Origin of the sequence: Lacinutrix jangbogonensis (assembly GCF_000797445.1) — a bacterium.
GTDB classification, from domain to species: Bacteria; Bacteroidota; Bacteroidia; order Flavobacteriales; family Flavobacteriaceae; genus Lacinutrix; species Lacinutrix jangbogonensis.
In genome coordinates, this window is the sequence record NZ_JSWF01000021.1 from 1 (window position 1) to 22,229 (window position 22,229).

Genomic DNA, 22,229 nt, shown 5'->3' on the forward strand with positions numbered 1-22,229 from the left:
ACGCCACGTATAGTTATACGAGCTGAGTTGTCTACAGTAGTAATTGAAACTACAGTATCTACTGAACTTGGATTATCGATACTTACTGGAACTGATGCACTTCCGCCATCTTCTGCGATGGTTACATCGCCTACGCTCATTCCAGGTGTGTCGTTATCTGTAATGGTTACTGTTCCACTATCACTTGGATTAGTTGTGTTTCCACTTGTAACTGTTCCGTTTACGGTAAAGTCTTCAGTTGGTTCGCCTGTGGTATCATCTGTAATTGGAATCGATACATTAACAGTCGTTTGTCCGTTTGGAATCGTTGCCGTTACTGTAGTACTTGAATAATCGATTGGATCAGTTGCTGAGTTGTCTACAGTAGTAATTGAAACTACAGTATCTACTGAACTTGGATTATCGATACTTACAGGAACTGATGCACTTCCGCCATCTTCTGCGATGGTTACATCGCCTACGCTCATTCCAGGTGTGTCGTTATCTGTAATGGTTACTGTTCCACTATCACTTGGATTAGTTGTGTTTCCGCTTGTAACTGTTCCGTTTACGATAAAGTCTTCAGTTGGTTCTCCTGTGGTATCATCTGTAATTGGAATCGATACATTAACAGTCGTTTGTCCGTTTGGAATCGTTGCCGTTACTATAGTACTTGAATAATCGTTTGGATTGGTTGCTGAGTTGTCTACAGTAGTAATTGAAACTACAGTATCTACTGAACTTGGATTATCGATACTTACAGGAACTGATGCACTTCCGCCATCTTCTGCGATGGTTACATCGCCTGCGCTCATGGCTGGTGTGTCGTTATCTGTAATGGTTACTGTTCCACTATCACTTGGATTACTTGTATTGCCACTTGTAACTGTTCCGTTTACGGTAAAGTCTTCGGTTGGTTCTCCTGTGGTATCATCTGTAATTGGAATCGATACATTAACAGTCGTTTGTCCGTTTGGAATCGTTGCCGTTACTGTTGTAGTAGTATAATCGTTTGGATTGGTTGCTGAGTTGTCTACAGTAGTAATTGAAACTACAGTATCTACTGAACTTGGATTATCGATACTTACTGGAACTGATGCACTTCCGCCATCTTCTGCGATCGTTACATCGCCAACACTCATTGTTGGCACCACACAGGCTGTTGAAATTGCTGCGTTTGTAACTGCTAAATCGGTTCCTGTATATCCACCTTGTGCAATTACTCTGCCATTTACAGCGTTTACTGTAACTGGAGCGTTTCCAAGTATTCCATCAGGATTTCCATCAGTATCTCCATCTGCGTGTCCAGCTTCAAGTGCATCAAAACATAAATCGCCATCACTATCAGTGTCTAATGAGTTTATAAGTCCATCGCCATCTGAATCTAAACTAGAACAAACACCATTTCCATTTAATACACAAAAGTCTGCATCGCTATAATTTATGATTCCATCGCCATCGGAATCTCCAGAAGGATCATCCAATAAACAACTAAAAGGATTACTTGCAATTGTGTTTATTAAGAAATTATTAGTTTGTTGTAATGTAGTCGTATCCGTTGGCGATCCAAAAGTTTGGTTAACCACGGGTACTCCATCCACTAAAATGCGGTATGAATTCCCTTGGATCCCATCACCAAAAGTATCTGTAATTATAAAGGTATAATTTGCATTTTCTGTTATAGTTACTGTTTGAGTTACTGTTATATTTCCTGTCGTATAAGTTCCTTGAGGCACATTAAAAAGTACCGTAGCTCCTTGTGATAATTGCCATCCAACTTCTGTTGAAAATTGATCAAGATCTATTTGAATTTCAATATCTACATCAGCATTTAACGTTAAAGGATCTGTACCGCACAATTCTTGTGCATCTAAGATTCCATCATTATCATCATCGTCATCGCAATAATCAGCTACACCATCTAAGTCACTATCTACGTTTCCAACAATAGCTAAATCACAGAAATCTATATCACAGTTACTTTGCTGTACTGTTGTTGTTATGGTACATGCACCTGTTGTGCTGTCGGTTATTTTAATTATATATAAAGTATTATTGGCAGAACCATCTTGCAATCTAAAACTTGTTGCAGAACCATATGTTCCTGTTGTTGGTGTAATAACGCCGCCATTATCAACAGAAACTGTGTAGGTTGATCCTAGATCTGTTCCTGTTGGGTTTAAATCGAAACTGGCAAAGTCATCTGTGCGAAGACGCGTTAAGTTGTTGTTGCATGTTTCTGCAGTTTTACCTGCATTTGCAAACGAACAGTTTAAACATGCAATTGTAAAAGCAGTACTAATTCCTGCGTCAGTAACTACCTTACCAGAAGCTCCTGCTAAAGCTCCGTTTCCGGCCAAAATAGTACCACTATTTACATCTGTAGTCGTAATTGCAGAAGCACTAATAATAAAGCCTCCACCTCCTGGACCTCCATATTCAACAAACGCTGGCGCCGCTCCGTTTTGTATTGTAGCATCTCCACCTCTAGCAAATGCGCTTACTTGTGCATTTATTGAAGTTGCTTGCACAACTATATATCCTGCTCCTCCAGCTCCACCTGTTACATTTGAAGCATCTCCGAAAAAGGAATATACTCCTGAATTTGGTCCATCATCTCCATCACTTACTATATCTCTATTGGACCCATTTGTTGTTATGTTATTAGCCAGTACAATTACTATTCCTCCACCGTTACCAGTAGCTGGAGCCCATTCAACTTCAGAACCTCCTGAAGCTCCCATAAATAGTCGTAAGTTATTTGCTGTATCAAAAACACTTCCTGTTCCTGGTGCTGCAGTACCGGAAATTGTTGTACCAAATCCTCCACTAGTTCCACCACCACCATAACCACCACCACCACCACCAGAACCAAGTGCTACATCTGTAGAATTTGCTCCATCACCACCTACTCCCGCTCCTCCATCTGGTGATCCTTGTGCGCCATCACAACCACCATGTCCACCTCTACCTGTACCTCCCGATAATGGCGCTGAATTTCCAGCGTCTCCACCAAAATATAAAGGGTCAGTTCCCCAATTATCATCTGGTGTAGCTAAAAAAATTGCAGACTCAGCACAGTTATCTACTGCAAAATCTCCTGTTGTATTTCTTCCAAAAAAACCATCTCCTGAAGCATTAATATCTGCATTCATCGTTATATTACTATCACACGCATCTATAAAAACAACGCCTCCAGTGGTTCCATTCCATGGTTGCGCTGAAACTGTACCAACAACTGTTACATCGCTTGAATATTTTGCGATTCTTACCAGTTGCACTCTTTCTGTTCCAGGTGTAAATGTTTTTATTACAGCTGTATCAACCGTTAATGTGTTACCAACAATGTTTGTTATTTTTGCTAAGTGGTAGTTACCTGCGCCGTTATCAACTCCTCCAGCATTTCCACCACCACTAATACCTGTCATTTGTATTATCATTATGGGATCATTAATTGCCAATCCAGCACTATTTCCTACAATGATACTTGTTCCGCTTACAGCAGAAACTGCGGTGTATGAATTTACTACTCCAGAAATATTTTGTGCACTAGCGGTAAATAAAATAAGTAATGATGCTACAAGTGTTACTACCGTTTTTACTGTTATGTTTTTCATAATTAAGAAGCTTTATTTTATAGATATACAAGTTTAATCTTAGAGGTCGTTATAGGAAATGAAGTTATTCTGTTTAACTCCTTTTTTTCACTATTATAAATATATCCGACAAGATTAATCTTGTGATTTATCGAGATTTGATTATTTTCAGTTCTATTTGTTTTCCCTTTTCTTCCATCGCAAGTATATACTACGGGTATAGTTGCTGATACTTTTGATTTTGCAGGCAAACTAAATGTAGCCCTTCCGTTACCAATGTAATTGAAGATTATTTTTTGATTTTTATTGAATACAATTTTTATTTCTTCGTCTGATTTTGGGAAATTAACAAGATTACCAGCTTCGAACTCTATTTCTGCACTGATAGGATAATCATTTTTGTTCTCAATTTTCACCATCAAATTGTCATTGAATTTTTGACAGACTGTAAAACTATTACTAATTTCCGTTGTTACTTCAATGTAATTTTGCACATCTTTTGTTATGTAAACATATACTGGCAACTTTCGCATGTAACGTTCCCAGCGCTTATGGGCTTCATGTTTTTTATCTCTACTGGTTTCAATCGCTTTTTGCTCCATAGGATAAAGCTCTTGGTTTTCGTAGACATGCTGTCGAAGTTTTGCAACACCTGTGAGGTGTGGTGCAATAGTTTGAAAAGATATAATTCCGTCAGCTGTAGTTTCATCTAGCTTCAGGTTTTGTACATCGTATACAGTTTTTTCCTGAGCACACACTTCTGTTGTATTTATCAGACATAGCCATAACATAAATATGCAGGAAATGATATTAAAAATAGAAGTACTGTACGAAATTTTTGGTTTCAAAAGTATATCAATTGTAATGTTATTCATTTGTTTACTTTTTTAGGACTATTAAAAGATAAATAATTAGTAATCTTTAAAACACCTTTTAATAAAAAATGATTGAATTATATTTTTACGTATCATCATAGATGAAAGCTACTGTTTTTTTTTAGATATAAATGAATTTCTATTTGCGCATAACACTGAAATTTATTGGCTTTCTTCATCTAATCTACTAAGATTATTAAAAGTAATCACCGTAGGAAAAAAGGGCTAAAAAAAATTAAAGGGATGCTAAGAAACTAATTTTGTTAACCTTTTTTACATTTATTTGAAGGTTTGATATGAAGAGAACTTGCCTGCTAAATAAGTGATTTGTTTTTTGCATAATGAATAGGATAATAGCTGTTGGTATTAAAATATATGGTAAAATTGATTGTTCTCAAAACCTAAAATTAAGCAATATGAATTTATAATTACTAAGACTAAGGCAAGAAATACTCTTTAAATATACTCTAATTAATTCTATTTTTTAGAACTTAATTTAACACTATCGACAAAAAACAATAAACCAATGTTGAACAGTCCTTTATGGATAGTCTTTATATGAAGTTTTGTTTGTTTTTGTGTTTTAACATCATACAACTAATTGTACTCTCCTATATTTTGAAAATTATATAACAATTTAATTTTCAGGCAATTGCTCCTCTATAGTATATGTGCTAAAATTTAAAAAGTTTCCTGAATGTGATACTACGTTCTGAAGTATAAATGGTGTGTCTGGACCTGTTCCTGCATATTGTGTTTCTCCATTCATATCAACATCATTGTTATTATAACCTGAAACCGAAAATGTTGGAAAATTAAAAACGTTTCCAATATCATTTAATACATGAGATAATATGCTTGATGAATCTGGACTGGTACCAGAATATTGAACCTTTTTATCTGCATTAACATCTCCAGACCATAGCGCGACTATATTGGCTGGCATACCAAAAGTGGTTTGCGCATTCATACCATAAGTGATTTGATTATTGGCATCTGTAAAATCAACTGATGTTACAGTACTTGACAAACTTACTGTTGAGTCACTCATAATGCCTAAATGATTACGATGTTTAACAGCTACATAATAATCTCCATGTGGTTGTTCAAATTCTAGATCAGAAAAACCATCTACACCTACTACAGCCCCATTTCTTAACAATAAAGCTGACTGACTGTCTACAATTGTTGTATTTGATGCAGCAGATCTTAATTCTATATAAACCCAATCTACAACCGCATTCGTTCCTGTGGTATTAAATACGGAAATATCACAAGATAATCCATCTGTATACGGACTTGTGGTTGGTAATAGATTTGCTACACGTAAATCGTCACGCATTAAGGCTTCTTCTCCCACATTGGGGTTTAAGGCTGCGCCTTGAATATATACTTTTGGACTTAATCCTACGCCGTCGCTAGCAGTTACAGTAATTGTATAGTCTTCAGCTTGACCATATCCGGCTCCTAAACAAGGATTTAAATAATTGGTAGTGTTATATATTTTCTTAACTCGCATTATAGTATTACCAGCAGTAACGCCCGCGGGTACAACAATCATACCTGTAGCTTGCATGCCATCGGTTCCGGTTGAGTTAAAAATCGTTTCTATAATTTCATAAACTTCTCCGCCATCATCTAAAACACCATTCTGGTTCCAGTCGATAAAAACAGCAAATCTATTTGTAAAACCACCATCTGTATTTCCTTCCAAAGCAATTGGATAGGACATTCCTTCTTCCATTGCTCCCACAACGAGTGTAAAGTCTTCATGCTCAGGACCGCCTATCGTTGCATCTGTTACATTACTAATGCCGGCAACATCAACCAAAGTAATAGGTTCAACATTAGATGGGAAATATAAAGGTCCGCAATAAAATAGTCCTACTACAATTGATGCCGTAGCTGAATAATCATTACAACTATCATTTGAAGCTTTTACTCTATAATCATAGGTTGTATTTGAAACTATTGTAGTATCCGTATAAGAAGTAACATTAGCGTCCACACCAGCTCCAACAGGAACAATCCAAGTCGCACCTCCGTCATTAGATCTTTCAATTAAATATCCTAATTCATTTGTTGCGTTGTCAGTCCAAGATAAATCTGCTCCGTATAAATTATTTAAAGAAGCTGTTAAATTTGAAGGGTTTGTTACAGATGCAGGCGCAGCTCCCAATAAATTATAAGCAGTATGACTAAGTCGTGTTGCTAAACCATTTGCTATTCGTGTATACTGTTCTGGTGTAAAAATTCCACCACATGCATCTGAGTAGTATGACATTACATTATTGATATCTGGTGTATAGGTAAGACCATTTTCATCTTGCGTACTAACGCCATCATTTATAAAGTTACAATTGGCATCATTACTACCATTTGGATCTGCTTCTGTATCACATAATAAATCACCAGTAGTATCGCAATTCGCATTTGGTCCAGTTCTAGGAACATTTTCAGCGAATGGGTCTGTATTTCCATTTCCTGTACTCTGATGTGTATGTCCTAAGTTAAAAAAGTGTCCAAACTCATGCACAAAAGTTCCATTAGGACCATTTAATAGACATGCATTATCCATTAGCATATTAAGAGTCGAAGTATTATTGTTTGGAAAACGAGCATAACCACAAGCTCCTCCAATACCAGGGACAGTGATGCTATTCACAAAATAGACATTCACGGCATCATAAATAGAATTTGCAGCAGTCATTGCAGTCTCTTCTGTAGTATCGAATGTATACAAAGCATTACTATTGATACTATTTACAGAATGTATATAAAATTCAATGCCTGCAACTAGGTAGAAATTATTCAAGTTTGCTACGCCTTCATTCACATCTGCCATCGGAACTCCTCCATTTCCAACATCATCCGTAACAATATGAATTCTAATTGGCAAACATGTAGTCCCTGCATTTTTACCCTCTGCTCCTGCCTTATCCACAACATCAAGTGTATATCTTATTTGGTTTTCAGTCATCGATGGAGTACCACACGATAAGTTTTGGCTATTAAGTTGAATGCTAAAAAAGAGAACAAGCGATATAAAGGACATTTTTGTGCTAATCTGGGAGACTAAGTAGGTCATAATATTTAATTAAACGTTAATAATTGTTTTTCAAAATGGTGACATTCGGGGAATCAAGTAATCACAACGCGATTAACATTTCTTAGCTAAAATAAAAAAAATACACTAAACTACTAAAGCTTTACTATTTTTAGCGACTAAAAAAGAGTTTTCATGAGTCTAAATAAAACAAAAATATCCCCTTCAATATTGTTGAAACGGGCATTTTTGCTCTTGGAGATTATTTTTCTAATTATTACTTTACAATACGTTTGGTAGTCGTTCTATTTTCTAAAAAATAAAGTGTGAATTCAAGTGTCGTCAAGTCCTTTTCAAATTTTCTGGCAATTGTTCTTTTATAACCTATGTACTAAAATTTAAAAAAAATCCTGGATTATTTAATACATTAGATAATATACTTGGTGAATTTGGATTGACTCGTGTTTAAAACACATGTATCAAGAAACAATCTAACTATAATTAAGAATGAAATAAAAGTATAAACCCATAAAGTATTATGAATCTAAAGTATCTTTGTAAAACAAAGATTAAGATATTTTTATGCTTTATTTAGAATTGTATTGCTGAGGTTGTTTTAATATCACATCAAAAAAAATAATAAAATCCTTAAATACGTTAAGGCTGACGAAAAGAATTAAACAATGATAGTTGTAATAGCTCCAGAAAATGATGTCCCAAACGAAATAGAAATTCTTAATCAGTTATTTCAAGAAGGCTTAGAAAATTATCATTTTAGAAAACCACATAAAGACTACGCTGCGCATTGTGACTATTTAAATAAAATAGATAAAAAGTACCACAACAGAATAGTAGTGCACTATCATCATGAGCTCATTAACACGTTTAATTTAAAAGGCATTCATTTTCAAGAACAAGAAAGAATAGAGCATATAGATAATCCTGGTCGTTACTTTAAAAATCTTAGCCTATTTGGCAAAACTATAAGTTCGTCTTTTCATGAACCTAAGGACTTAGAAAATTGTTATTTTGAATTTGATTATCATTTATTAAGTCCTGTATTGTCATCATTATCAAAAGAAGGTTATAATGGTCGTGGTTTTGATGTTAATGCTATCGACAAAATAATTATTGGAATGGGTGGCGTTACGGCAGATAATTTATCTGTATTTGATACCTTAGGTTATAATGGTGTTGGGGTTTTAGGTGGTATTTGGAATAGTACTACACCTCTAGCAATTTTCAAAAAAATGAAACTACATTTGAAGTCATTTAAATAAAACACATTTGAACAGTCACAAAAATACTAAAACATGATTATACCTAAATTACATTATATATCTCAAGGAAACTCTCCAAAAGAACATCTAGAAAACATACAAAAAGCTTGTACTTCAGGTGCTGAATTAGTACAATTACATTGTGAAAATATTTCAGAAAAGAAATATTTAAAGTTAGCAAAAGACGTTTTAAAAATCACTACTTATTTTCAAACTAGATTAATAATTAGTAGTCATTATAAAATAGCAAAAGACATTAAGGCAGATGGTGTGCATTTAGAGAAAACAGACGCCTGTCCTATTCTAGTGCGAAAACATTTATACACTTGGCAAAGTATTGGCGGGACAGCAAATACTTTAACCGATTGCGAAAAATTATTAGATAAAGAAATTAACTATATTAATTTAGGTCCATTTAGAGATACAAGTATTAAGGATAATTTGGATCCCGTTCTAGGTTTAAACGGTTATAGAGCGATTACAGATGTTTTAAAAACACCTATCCCTATTATTGGTTTTGGAGGCATAACTACAGAAGACGTTTCATACCTATTAGAAATTGGTATTTCGGGAATTGCTGTATCTGAAGTAATCACCCAAGATTTTGATAGCATCAAAATATTTAACCAATTATTAAACGCATCTTCAACACAAGAGCAACGCCATACTTTTGAGTAATTAATGATTTTTAATCGAAACAATGGTGTACGCTTTTTAACTAGTACTAAAATGATACTAATTTTAGTACTAGTTCTATAAGTTTCTCTTCTAACTTACTTAATGACACATTTCCTCTTGTATTGTATTACACAATAAATCTAAATTTTTGTTAAAAAAAGAATGAACGTTCATTTTTATCATACCTTTGTAGTAGATAGAAAAGATGATGGCTAAACTTCAAAAAAGTATAGATAAACGTAATGCACTTGTTACCGCAACAATAGAACTAGTTAACAATAGTGGTTTTCATGCTACACCAATGAGTAAAATCGCTAAAATGGCAAACGTCTCTCCAGCAACAATCTATATCTATTTTGAAAACAAACAAGATTTAGTAAATAAGACTTATATAGAAGTTAAAGCAAAATACACAAAGTATGCATTTGCCACTTACAATACAACACTATCTGTTGAAGAAGGCTTTGAGTTAATATGGAAACGTATTGCAGATTATAAACTTAAAGAATGTGAAAATGCTATGTTTTTAGCACAATGTGACAATACTCCAATGATTGATGAAACTAGCAGACAAGAAGGGATCAAACATTTACAACCGCTACTCGACCTTTGGGATCGTGGTAAAACAGAAGGTGTAATTAAACCCATGTCAAATTATCTGTTATATGCCTATTCCATAAACCCGTTATCATTTTTAATGATGTCTCAAAAACGTGGTGCATTTACACTAGACAAAACACATTTAGAAGACGCCTACCAATCTGCTTGGACTAGTATAAAAGTATTTAAGTAATATGAAGAAAACTGCAATTATATTAGGCGCAACAGGTTTAACGGGTACTATTTTACTTCAAAAATTAATTGAAGATGATAGATACGAAAGCATCAAGTTGTTTTCACGTTCCAAAATTGAAGGGTTACCTAATAAGGTAACACAATTTATAGGCGATATTTTAAAGTTAGAAGAATTTAAAGCCCATTTTATAGCAGACGAAGTGTATTGTTGCGTTGGCACGACGACTAATAAAACACCAAATAAAAAGCGTTATAAACAGATCGATTATGGTATTCCGGTAACTGCTGCAATCCTTTCAAAAGAAAATAACATCTCTACGTTTTTAGTAATCTCTGCAATGGGAGCCAATAAAAAAAGTAATGTGTTTTATAATAAAACAAAAGGTGAAATGGAACACGATGTACTAGAACAAAATATAAAAAACACCTTTGTTTTAAGACCTTCATTAATTGGCGGTGAACGCAAAGAACGTAGAGCATTAGAAAAAATAGCGTTGAATGTATTTAAAATAATACAACCTTTATTTATTGGAAAATTAAAAGACTACAAGATAATAAACCCTGAAAGTATTGCGCAAGCAATGCTGAACTTGGCAAATAGTTCAAGTCATGCCGAAGTAATAATTACTTCAAATGACATAAAAAGAATAACAGAAAATAACTAAAAAATAAAATTAATGATATGGAATTATTAGATAAGTTAAACTGGAGATACGCTGCAAAAGCTATGAATGGCGAAAAAGTAGCCGAAGATAAAATTGAACACATTTTAGAAGCGGCACGCTTAGCTCCTACTTCAAGTGGATTACAACCTTTCGAGATTTTTGTAATTAAAAATCAAGATATTAAAGAAAAAATTAGACCCGTAGCTTGGAACCAATCCGTAATTACGGACTGTTCTCACCTACTCGTTTTTGCTGCTTGGGATACCTACACTGTAGATAGAATAAACTATATGTTCGATTTAACAAACGAGATTCGTGGATTTAAAAACGAAGGTTGGGAAAACTATCGTCAAATGCTTTTAAAATTATATCCACAAAAAGACGCAGAAGAAAACTTTAATCACGCGGCTAAACAAGCATACATTGCTTTTAGTGCGGCTATAATCGCTGCAGCTTACGAAGGTGTCGATGCTACTCCATTAGAAGGTTTTGAGCCAGACGCTGTAGACAAAATTTTAGGCCTTCGTGAAAAGGGATTGCGTAGTGCTGTTTTATTACCATTAGGGTATAGAAAAGAAGATGAAGATTGGTTAGTAAACCTTGTAAAGGTTAGAAAACCAATGGAAGACTTAGTAACTGTTATAGCATAATTAATTAGTAAAGAAGAACACAATAATAATTAAAAAAGAAAAAGACATGAACATATTATTTGTATTAACATCTCACGATACCTTGGGAGATACAGGAAAAAAAACAGGATTTTGGGTTGAAGAATTTGCAAACCCATATTACACATTATTAGATAAAGGAGCAACTATTACTATTGCAACACCCAAAGGAGGCGCTGCACCAATAGATCCAAGCAGTGATTCACCAGATGCCGCAACAGCAGATACAGATCGTTTTAATAAAGACGAAGATGCAAAATCAAAAATCGCTAATACTAAGATATTAGCAGATATGAATCCAGATCATTTTGATGCTGTATTTTATCCTGGAGGACATGGTCCGTTATGGGATTTAGCAAACGACACTACTTCTATTGCATTAATAGAAAAGTTTAATAGTCAAGATAAGCCAATTTCATTTGTATGTCATGCTCCTGCTGCTTTAAAAGGTGTCAAAAACACAGATGGAACACCTCTAGTACATGGAAAAAAAGTAACTGGTTTTACTAATACTGAAGAAGCTGCCGTTGGTCTTACAGATGTTGTTCCTTTTTTAGTTGAAGACATGCTAACTGAAAATGGTGGAATTTACTCTAAAAAAGAAGATTGGGCAGCTTATGCAATACAAGATGGCAATCTAATTACTGGTCAAAATCCTGCTTCGTCTGAACTCGTTGCTGAAAAACTATTAGAAAGTTTAAAATAATAGGAATGGTTATTAAAAGGTTGTCTCTAGAGGCAACCTTTTTTTTAGTGATATACTATTTTAGTATTTACGTTAGTATTACATATTAAATAAATTCCTCTATTCTCTCAAGATAACCATCAAGACGTTACTTAACGAAGAGATATCTTATTAGCATTTCATAAAATAATTTTTTAAAATCAAGGTATTTAAGTGATTAAAACTTCCAGTAAACTTAAAAACCTCGAGCCTAACTATTTCAATATACATACAAGTATTATATAATAAAAAGAATAGTTATATTGGCATCCGAATATTTTCTTCAAAAAATAAAATTTTATTAATGCCACAAAAAAAGAAATTTGGAACCTTTGCAGGTGTTTTTACGCCTTCTGTTTTAACCATTCTTGGCGTTATTATGTATATGCGTTTAGGTTGGGTTGTTGGTAATGCAGGCCTAATTGGTACTATTGTAATTATCGTTATTGCCCATGTTATTGCTGTTACTACAGGTTTAAGTGTCTCTTCTGTTGCTACAGATAAAAAAATCGGTGCTGGTGGTATTTATTATGTGCTATCCAGAAGTATGGGGATTCCTATTGGAGGCTCCATTGGTATTGCATTATTTGTTGGAACAGCATTTTCAATCGCGCTCTATTTAATTGGTTTTGCCGAAAGTTTTAATGCCTATTTTGGATTTGGAACATCAATTAATGATTTAAGACTTACAGGCACTATTGCGCTGTTTGCACTTACACTGTTAGCGCTTATAAGTACATCCTTTGCCCTAAAAGTTCAGTTTATTATTCTAGCCGCAATTGTTCTTTCACTGATTTCAATATTTCTTGGTTCTACAGCATTTGCTCCAACAACAATAAATTTATTTTCAGCTGAAAATGCAGTCCCTTTAGAAGTAGTATTCGCCGTGTTTTTTCCTGCAGTTACTGGTTTTACAGCTGGAATTGCCATGAGTGGTGATTTAAAAGACCCAAAAAGATCTATTCCTCGTGGTACTTTATATGCTATTGGAGTTGGTCTTGTTGTTTATATTCTACTGGCTGTTTTTATGGCTTTTACAATCGATTCTGAAGTGTTAAAAACAGATTATAATATATTAATGAAAATGGCGCTCTTTGCTCCTGTTGTTGTAGCTGGAATTTGGGGAGCTACGCTATCTTCAGCTTTGGGAGGCATCCTTGGAGGTCCTAGAATTTTGCAAGCCATGTCCATTGATAAAGTTACACCATCCTTTTTTAGCCAAGGAAAAGGAACAAATAACGAACCTGTTAATGCTTTATTTCTTGCTTTTATTATTGCAGAACTAGGAATTATTATTGGAGAATTAGACATTATTGCGCGTGTGGTTTCTATGTTTTATTTAACCGCTTATGGGTTTATAAATATCTCGTTTTTTCTTGAAAGTTGGGCAAATCCTGATTTTCAGCCTAAATTTAAGGTCAAGCGATGGATTGGTTTAATTGGGTTTATAGCCTGTTTTACCGTGATGTTTAAATTGGACATGATAGCAATGGTAGCAGCTTTAGCTGTTATTAGCGCAATGTATTTTGGGCTACAACGTAAAGAAGTGAAATTACAGTCTAACGATGTTTGGAAAAGTGTTTGGGAAAACGTAGTTAGTAAAGGACTCAAGAAAATTGATGCTCAAGTAGATAAAAATTCGAATTGGAATCCAAATATTATACTGTTTAGTGGTAAAAGTGAGCATCAATCCTATTTATTAGAATTATGTAAAACTGTTTCTGGACGTACAGGAATTGTAACCAATTTTAACCTGATTTTAGATAAAGAAAACAGTAAGCCTCCATTAAAAAAAACCGATCAGGTTGTTAGAGATGATATGTTTCAAGGCCTTGGTATTTTTGCTAGACAAATAAAAGTAGATAATATTTATAATGGTATTACTAATATTGCATCAACCTTTGGGTTTTCTGGTGTAGAGCCCAATACCATTATGATGGGCTGGCCAAAAGGTTTAGAAGATTCTAAAGAATATTCTAACATGACACAAACTTTATTGCATCTAGATTATAATTTATTGTATTTAGATTTTGATCGTGTATCAAAATTCGGGAACTATAGTTCAGTTGATTTTTGGTGGCGAGAAACAGATAGTAAAAATGCAGAAATGATGCTTAATATTGCACGTTTTATTATTGCTTCTCCACGATGGCATGACACCACTATTAGAGTCCTTTTTGTAAATAACAATAATGTAGATGTTTCCATTATTGAATCTAAAATCTCAAAACTTGTTGAAGATATAAGGGTTAAAGTGGAGATTAAAATTGTAAATAATACTTTGGAACAAAAACCGTTTTATAATATTATAGAAGAAGAATCAAAAGCTACTAATCTTACTATTATTGGTATTCCAGATTACAACACTGAAAAACAAGCTGAATTTGTTCTAAAAACAAATAATTTATTCGAATCTATTGGGTCTACGCTTTTAGTTCGCGCAGCCAATAATTTTAATGAACTTGATTTAGATTTACGTAATAAAGAATAAAACTTACCAATGGTTACTAAAAAATTAAAAACTTTTTTTGACTTTGTTTCTTAAAAATAAAATCGAGTATAAAAACAAATACTAAATAATACAACCAGTATTTTGGTAATAGTAAAAAGGAATAAAAAACACCATAACTAGATCTACCACTTGCGTAAACACCAATAAAGTAATCGATTAAAAAGCTAGAAAACATTAAGCCTAAAACAAATAGTAAAGGAATAATTAAACCTCCAAGTAATGTAATTACAGAGAATTTACTTTTAGGGTTATTTTTACGGTATTTAAAGAGTAGCTTGATATGGACTGCTGTGATTAATAGCATAAAAATTAAAGTTAAGCCAAACGTCTCTATTTTTAATAGCAGCTTTGTAAAACCATTTAAATTTGGTTCTAAATTTATTTGTAGGATATCTACAGGTAATTGATTAAAATGAAAAATTGAAATTGTGTTTATTTCTCCCTTTACTGGTATTCCTAAATTGGTTGAAATGTTCTCTTTTACTTTGCTAGCGTCAATTTTGATATCTAGTGTTCCAAATGATTTCCAATATTTTGCTGGAGCTCACGCATATCTAAAACTAGTTTCGTTTATTCTACTATGTTTATATTGCCATTTAGTGGCTTTATAACTTACTTTAATGCTATGCTGTCCTTTTGCTATATTGGTTTCAAAATAAATAAAATCATCGATATTAATAGTTTCAGACTTTCCTTTTTTAAACACTGTATTTATTTCTGAAATGTCCTCCCTGTTAAGATTATATAAATAATCGAAATTGGTTAGCCTTTTGTTTTTCATATTAAAGTCATCCCAAAAATCATTGTATTTTTTTAATACAACAGGTTTGCCATCTATTGTAACTTTAAAATCGTTATAATACTCTGACGCATAAAATAAAAATGGTATTTCTATTCCATCTTTTTCAGATTGAATACTATATTCTATATCAAAATTCGCGTATTGAAAATCCTCATCTATAGTTATTAAAATATTTTCGTGTAATACATTTACATGATTATTTAAAAATGGATTTGCGCCTAAGGTTCCCGATTGCATTGGAGATGCCATATTTGCGTTTAGCACTAATGTGAAACCTAAGAATACAATGAGGACATATTTTTTCATGTGATTTAGTATGTAATCGTTTGTTTAAAAATTCTTCTTTTACTTTTTATTTTAGAAGTTTCTATTTTCTCTTTCTAATTATTATTTTCATCATATTTATAAGTGTAAAACAATTCTGCATAGCCACTTTTAATATATATTATGTTGCCTTGATCATCATATATACGCGTTTAATACACTTTAATTTTATCTTTTTTATGTAAGTTAGTTTGAATACTATTTTCGTCTTCTTTATAACTAAAGGTGTAATACCTTAAAATTGGTTTATCTTTATGTTGTTTTAAATCGATTTTTTTTACTTCTCCCACTCCAATTTTATTAATATATACAGTTGAAAAAGTAAAATTGCTAATTTTTTTAACTGTTGTTTTAGTTTTACAACTAAAAATTTTATTTGGGTTTTGAGAATTAGAATCGTCTAACAAATCTGTAATATATGCTGATTTACATTTATCGTAATTGTAGGTGATTTTTTGAACTTCATGTTCCTTTTCATCAAGAGTCGTTTCAAATAACAAATTACTTTCATTATCATAATCAAGCTTAATAGTATTTATAAGATTACCTTTAAGGTCTGTTATCTTCTTTACTAGATTACCATTGCTTTTTTGATATGTAATTATTCTGTTTTCGTTATAAGAATTATTAATTGTATCGTGAATTTTTTGAAATGAAATTTTATTAATAAATTGTCGTTTGTAGTGGTTAAAAAGAAAATTATTTCTTTATTTAAATAATCTTCATTCTTTAAATCTTCTACTTCTTTTATAAATTGAAACGCTTTACCACTGCCAGTTCTGCAAGCATACCAATTATTATATAACTTTTCTAATGCTGTATTTGCATTTATTAAATCAAGGCCTTTGTAAGTTTCTAATTGAAATGAACCATATTTTGTTTCGATAGTGTAATGACTAAAAACAGGCGGAATAGCGAAATTTGCATCCCATTCCTCTACTAAACTATTATTGTGCCTCTTTTTATCAGTAAGATCTAAATAATCGTTACGGTAATTGTTATATATTCTTTTATAACAACCGCGGAGGGAATTGTCTTCAGTTCTAGTATTTTTAGTGATTTTTTTGGATGTCCTTTTTTTAAGCAGCTCCCTTTATTCTTTGGCATTTAGAGACATAAAAGATATTTGAGAAATTTCATTGTTACTATAAAACACTTTAAATATAAGATTTGGATATTTTGTTGGGCCAATAAAAATTGAATACGTATCTCCTTTTTCAATACTATTCTTATATTTTGTTTTTAATTCTTCGGGTGTATCTGTAAAATTAAAACCCATTGGTAAATATGTTTTACATTCCAGATAGTCCTTATTATTAGGGAAAAAATCAACTGATTTTAAAGCTCTTTCACTGTTACTATTAAAACCTAGTCTAATACCTTCATTGCGATAAAGTTTAAGAAGTATATTTTTTAAAGCTTATGTAAGTTTATCATTGTCCTTTAATTCACTTGGCGTTCCTAGTGTATTAAAAAGCTGTTTTACCTCATCACTATCCATTGGTTTATCAATAACCGCTAACCAATTCAATGTTTTATTATTATGACTATTAGCTTGCTTTTTTTGCTTTTTCACTTGATTGTTTTGACGCTTTTTTTCCTTTTTAGAAGGAGTAACATCCTGCGAAAACGAGTGGAATGGCATTAAAACAAATACAATTAGTACTACTATAATATTTTTAATTATATTAATATTATTTTTTTGAAATCCTTTTATTACCATGCTTATCCATTTTACAACCACATATTTTACAGGTGTTTCCTCCCCATAAAATTTCTTGCCAACCTTTTGGTTTTCTTATTATGACTATTACAGGTGCAGCAGTAGTTGCTGGTAAACTTAAAGAAACACCTTTATCTATGGCTTCTGTTTTTTTACAAGAAACAAGAGCAGTTAGCACTAATAAAACGGGGATTACAAGTCTGTTTTTGTTCATAATAAATTGATATTTAATATAATATACAAATATTATTTATTTTTAAGACTCATACAATACGCAGTAATGCGTATATATTAATTGTTCTAATAAATTAAACGAGAACAGTGTTTATGACTAGATTTATGTCTCTTTTTATTTGAAAACATAGTTTTTAGAGTACTTCTATTCCTCACATAATATTGATTCTTATTCGTTTATTAAGAAAAAAAACTTTACAAAGTTATTTTGTTTTCAAGACATTCAAAAATGCCTTTTTATCAAACTTCAGAATTAAAATTTAAAATAGTTAAACAAAAAAAACTCAGCCATTACAGCTGAGTTTTTACGGTTAAAAATTAGTGGTTAATAGCTTAATTTTTAATAAAACGTTTTACTCCTATTTTTCCATCTTGTGTATATACTTTTAATAAATACAATCCAGTAGATAGGTTTGAAACATAAATTTTAGAAGTAGTTCCTTCCTGTATTTTTTGTCCTTGTACAGTATAGATTTCTACTCGTTCTAAAGTACCATCTAACAGAATATTTAAAATGTTATTTACAGGATTTGGGTATAGTTTCAATTCATTTATATTTAACTCGAAACTCTCTGCACTCAATGTAGAATTATACTCGTAAGCACCCATATCTACTGTTGAGTTGAATATTCTTTGGTTTCCTAAAAGATCTTCTGTTCCTAGTACAAAACTATTATCTCCATTGTCAATTGCTGGTGATATAGAAGTTAAAGTAAAATCACTTGCTACAACATTTATAAATAAAGGGTTTGCATTACTAGTATTATTCTTTACAGATGGTGGAACGGTAGAAAAATTATCTTCTGCTATAGAATTATTTACAGAAATTGCATTTACAAATGTTGTATGACCTCTAGTTAAAGCAGGAGTTACTGCATTTCCACCACCTTCATTCCCATAAAAAATACTATTAGAAATGGTAGTATTGTGTGTCGCTCCAGTTCCTCTTGATAAACTTACAGCACCACGTTGTGTAAGTGGTCGCGTTCCAATATCTCTGTTTTCTGCAAATGTACAATTCACAATATTAGATGTTAATGTACCTCCGCTTCCATTAGATCTCAACCACATTGCACTTCCTGTAAAGCCTAAATCTCCACCATTATTTTGTGATGTATTATTATAAAACAAACTGTTTACTACTGTTGCACTACTTACTTGATTGACTCCATTTAATATGTAAATACCTCCATAAGTACATAGGTTGTTATAAAAAGTACTGTTTTGAATGTCTAAATCTCCTCCTGAATCGAATCTAGAATAGATAGAAGCACCTCCAATTGCGACATTCTTTCTAAACGTTGAGTTTTTAATACTTAAATCTAGAACTGTAAAGCCTTTAATAATACCTCCACCAAATTTTTCGTTTACTGCACCACCATTCGATTGTCCTCCTTCAACTACAATACCATCTATTAACACATTATTTCCGTTGATTGTTAAAACATGGTATACATTTTCACCGCGAGAATATCCACTAAATCCGACTCCTGTATCATTATTATTAATATCACCACTTAATGTACTTTCTATATTGATAAAATCTCTTTCACTTAAAAGTGTTTCCGTTCCTACAAATCCACCATAAACTTTTAAATCATTTTGAGTAATTGTAAAAGAATTATTACGATTTCCTGCTGGTGGCGTATAAGTTCCAGCTGCTATCCATATTTTATCTCCATCTTGTGCAACTGCTAATGCATCTTCTAATAAAACAAAAGCGTTTTGCCAGTTTGCACCTGTATTAGTTCCTGCTGCATTTTCGTTAACAAAAATTGGAGTATCGAAGCCTATTGTTTTCATTGTGTATACTCCTGGAGTTCCTGAACAATAAGCTCTCACATATACATCATAAAAACCAGATGCTAATCCTGTTACTTGATGACTTGTTGTTGTTAAGCCAGAAACTGTTGTACCAGTATTCATTGGTTGTCCACTTTCTACATAAATTAAATCGAATGGTCCAGATGGATTGAATGAATGACTCCAAGATATATTTGCTTGATTAGTACCTTGTACCGCTGTTATTCCTGCAATAGATATTTCATTACATTCTGCTCTTAATTCATAAACGCCTAAATCGACAGTATTAGCAATAATACGGTCTTCTCCTACTAAATCTGTAACTACATCATTTAACACAAAAGTATTATCTCCTGCGTCAATTGCTGGCGATCCATTTTGTAAAGTATAATCACCACCTGCTAAATCTGTAAATAAAGGATCACTTGTAGAAACATTAACTCTCCAAACTGCTGGAAAGCTTAATAATCCATCTTCGGCAATAACATTATTTGCTCTTTCTACATTAGCACCAAATCCTTGAGAATGTAACAAAAACCCACTTCTTCTATTATTCCAAAAAATAGAATTGTATGCATAGAAAGCCATTTGTCCTTGCGTTCCATCTGTATATATTGCACCTCTAAACGAATAACTTAATGTTCCTTGATCTGTATTGTTTACGACTGTACAATTACGCATATATAAGCTTAAACTTCCTGAATTACTAGCTTTAAAACCACCTGCTGGACCTGTTAACCCTGGTCGTCCTGGTGCATCTTCAATTTTATTACCATCAAATAAAACGTTTTGAAGTTCTACTACTCCAGTTGTACTACTTGATTTAAAAAAATATGCATATATACCTGCATAATATGTACTTAAATTATTTCTAAATATAGAATTTTCTATGCGTACATCATCTGTTCTATTTAATTGGCATAACATTCCTGCACCAGAATTAACTGCAACATTATTTTCAACAATTACATTACGCATTACCAGATTCCCAGATTCTACATTTTTGTGAATTCCTGCTCCGCTTCCAACAGCTTCTCCTCCACTTACTGTAAACCCATCTATAGTAACATCATCTGCTAAATAGATATGTAATACCCGTGAACTGTTATCTGCTCGTGTTGTGTTTCCAAAACTAAGTATAGCATCATCGTTTGCAAAAAGATCACCAGATAATACAGTTGGATTTGCAATCAAATCTCTTTGTGACAAACTTGTTTCTGTACCTGCAAAACCACCAAACACTTTAGTATTATCTTCAGTAATATTGAAACTAATTGAAGTATCTATAAAATCTGGAATATATGTTCCTGTAGCAACCCAAATATCTGTTCCTGTTATATAGTTTGTAAATGCCGTTTGTAAATTAGTATATGCATTTGTCCAAGACGTTCCATCGTTTAATCCAGCTGCAGTTTGATTTACATATACAATTCCCGAACTTGTAGTAAACTGATTAAAACCAGACCATGCAGATGGTGATCCGTAATTACAATGCCTCCTTAAGTAAACATTATATGTTGTGTTTGGAGTTAGATTGGGAATAGTCGTATTAATAGTACCTTGGCTAGTAATTATTGATGCACTCGCAAATGGCATTCCATCTTCAACAACAGCAATGTCATACGTAGCAACTTCTGGAAAAATAATATTTGTTTCTGTTGACAAAGTATTTGTTATTGAAAACTCTGCTGTCGTTGGTGGAAAACAAAACCCTAAGTTGTTTCCTAATGCATTTACTTCTGGAGTTGTTAATACTCTTTCATATAAATAAATATCATCAATTTCATCTAAATACACATTGGCATTTGTTAGTGGTGAAGCAGTAGCTTTATTTGCTATCGTTACGTTTTGATTTGCGTTTAATGGATTGTCTATAGACAAAGAGTTTTGATTTGTTTTTGTAAATGATTGTGAAACGCCATCTATAAAAATATCAAAATAATAGGTAAGAAGATATTGTGAATTAGCAAAATTACCAACCTCTGGATAAGTACGACGAGAATTCACAACAATGTGATGCCACTCATCATCATCAATTAATTCTGTATTGAAGTAATCAAAAGAATTTTGTGTATTCGCACCTCCTGGAGCATTACTTTGTACGTAAGAACCTTGAATTCCTATTTGTCCATCTTTTTGATAGATATGAAACCCTGTTTCAAATGTTCCGAAACCAGCTCCAGAACGAAAACTTTTATCAAAAATTGTTCTATAATTCGCGTCGTTTGTCGACGTTTTAATCCAAAAACTTATAGAACTATTAGTTGAATTAAAATTCCCTCTAGTAAGGTAATCTCCATTAAGTTGTTTAGCATTTGTTGTTGTCGCAAAGCGATCATTAATATTTACTGTTGCTGTTCCTGTTTGCACCAAATCTTCTACTCCTGGCGTAACTTGATTTTCAAGGTTTCCATTTGTAAAGGAATATTTAGCAATTTCGTCTGTAGGCAGTTGAGCAAAAGCAAAACTACTTACTAAAAGTAGTGTTAAAAGTATTCGTGTTTTCATTTTTGTAATATTTTAAT

The 22,229-nt window shown here is 32.7% G+C and carries 17 protein-coding genes; 7 read left to right on the plus strand and 10 right to left on the minus strand.

Features of this window, described 5'->3' with window-relative positions; translation table 11 throughout:
- The 3 genes from RH82_RS05385 to RH82_RS17715 form a co-directional block, all read right to left on the minus strand.
- On the minus strand, positions 1–3,596 hold a 3,596-nt coding region (locus tag RH82_RS05385), incomplete at its 3' end, for a beta strand repeat-containing protein (RefSeq protein WP_034058823.1).
- A gap of 17 nt (positions 3,597–3,613) precedes the next feature.
- Positions 3,614–4,450, minus strand: a complete 837-nt coding sequence (locus RH82_RS05390; RefSeq protein WP_156112423.1) for a hypothetical protein — start codon at positions 4,448–4,450, stop codon at positions 3,614–3,616.
- A 637-nt stretch (positions 4,451–5,087) separates the two neighbouring features.
- Positions 5,088–7,505 carry a GEVED domain-containing protein gene (locus tag RH82_RS17715; protein ID WP_162182448.1) on the minus strand — a complete coding sequence of 806 codons (2,418 nt, stop codon included), beginning with the start codon at positions 7,503–7,505 and terminating at the stop codon, positions 5,088–5,090.
- A gap of 674 nt (positions 7,506–8,179) precedes the next feature.
- On the opposite strand from RH82_RS17715, the gene RH82_RS05400 reads away from it, so the two are divergent.
- The 7 genes from RH82_RS05400 (at position 8,180) to RH82_RS05430 (ending at position 14,797) form a co-directional block, all read left to right on the plus strand.
- Positions 8,180–8,776, plus strand: a complete 597-nt coding sequence (locus RH82_RS05400; RefSeq protein WP_034058828.1) for a beta/alpha barrel domain-containing protein — start codon at positions 8,180–8,182, stop codon at positions 8,774–8,776.
- A gap of 33 nt (positions 8,777–8,809) precedes the next feature.
- A complete protein-coding gene (locus RH82_RS05405) occupies positions 8,810–9,454 on the plus strand; it encodes a thiamine phosphate synthase (protein WP_034058830.1) in 645 nt (214 codons plus the stop codon).
- A 208-nt stretch (positions 9,455–9,662) separates the two neighbouring features.
- On the plus strand, positions 9,663–10,247 hold the full coding sequence (locus RH82_RS05410; protein ID WP_034058832.1) for a TetR/AcrR family transcriptional regulator: 585 nt from the start codon (positions 9,663–9,665) through the stop codon (positions 10,245–10,247).
- 1 nt (position 10,248) lies between these two features.
- The gene (locus RH82_RS05415; RefSeq protein ID WP_034058834.1) at positions 10,249–10,914 is read left to right on the plus strand and encodes an NAD(P)H-binding protein; all 666 of its coding nucleotides are present in this window, start codon (positions 10,249–10,251) and stop codon (positions 10,912–10,914) included.
- Positions 10,915–10,931: 17 nt separating this feature from the next.
- Complete coding sequence (locus tag RH82_RS05420) at positions 10,932–11,564, plus strand: nitroreductase family protein (protein ID WP_034058836.1); 633 nt, start codon at positions 10,932–10,934, stop codon at positions 11,562–11,564.
- A 46-nt stretch (positions 11,565–11,610) separates the two neighbouring features.
- Positions 11,611–12,288: a type 1 glutamine amidotransferase domain-containing protein gene (locus RH82_RS05425; protein ID WP_034058838.1), complete on the plus strand. Its 678-nt coding sequence runs from the start codon at positions 11,611–11,613 to the stop codon at positions 12,286–12,288.
- Positions 12,289–12,610: 322 nt separating this feature from the next.
- On the plus strand, positions 12,611–14,797 hold the full coding sequence (locus RH82_RS05430; protein ID WP_034058841.1) for an amino acid permease: 2,187 nt from the start codon (positions 12,611–12,613) through the stop codon (positions 14,795–14,797).
- Between the two features lie 16 nt (positions 14,798–14,813).
- On the opposite strand, the gene RH82_RS05435 is transcribed toward RH82_RS05430, so the two are convergent.
- The 7 genes from RH82_RS05435 to RH82_RS05465 form a co-directional block, all read right to left on the minus strand.
- Positions 14,814–15,122, minus strand: coding sequence for a hypothetical protein (locus RH82_RS05435; protein ID WP_034058843.1), 309 nt, complete (start codon positions 15,120–15,122; stop codon positions 14,814–14,816).
- Positions 15,123–15,362: 240 nt separating this feature from the next.
- Positions 15,363–15,926, minus strand: a complete 564-nt coding sequence (locus RH82_RS05440) for a hypothetical protein (RefSeq protein ID WP_034058846.1) — start codon at positions 15,924–15,926, stop codon at positions 15,363–15,365.
- Positions 15,927–16,096: 170 nt separating this feature from the next.
- Complete coding sequence (locus RH82_RS05445) at positions 16,097–16,444, minus strand: hypothetical protein (protein WP_034058849.1); 348 nt, start codon at positions 16,442–16,444, stop codon at positions 16,097–16,099.
- A gap of 593 nt (positions 16,445–17,037) precedes the next feature.
- Positions 17,038–17,223 carry a hypothetical protein gene (locus tag RH82_RS05450; protein ID WP_034058852.1) on the minus strand — a complete coding sequence of 62 codons (186 nt, stop codon included), beginning with the start codon at positions 17,221–17,223 and terminating at the stop codon, positions 17,038–17,040.
- 141 nt (positions 17,224–17,364) lie between these two features.
- Positions 17,365–17,667, minus strand: a complete 303-nt coding sequence (locus RH82_RS05455) for a hypothetical protein (protein WP_034058854.1) — start codon at positions 17,665–17,667, stop codon at positions 17,365–17,367.
- On the minus strand, positions 17,639–17,881 hold the full coding sequence (locus RH82_RS05460) for a hypothetical protein (protein ID WP_034058857.1): 243 nt from the start codon (positions 17,879–17,881) through the stop codon (positions 17,639–17,641). Before RH82_RS05460 ends, RH82_RS05455 begins: the two co-directional genes overlap by 29 nt.
- Before the next feature lie 353 nt (positions 17,882–18,234).
- Positions 18,235–22,212, minus strand: coding sequence for a choice-of-anchor Q domain-containing protein (locus RH82_RS05465; RefSeq protein WP_034058859.1), 3,978 nt, complete (start codon positions 22,210–22,212; stop codon positions 18,235–18,237).
- Between the last annotated feature and the right edge of the window lie 17 nt (positions 22,213–22,229).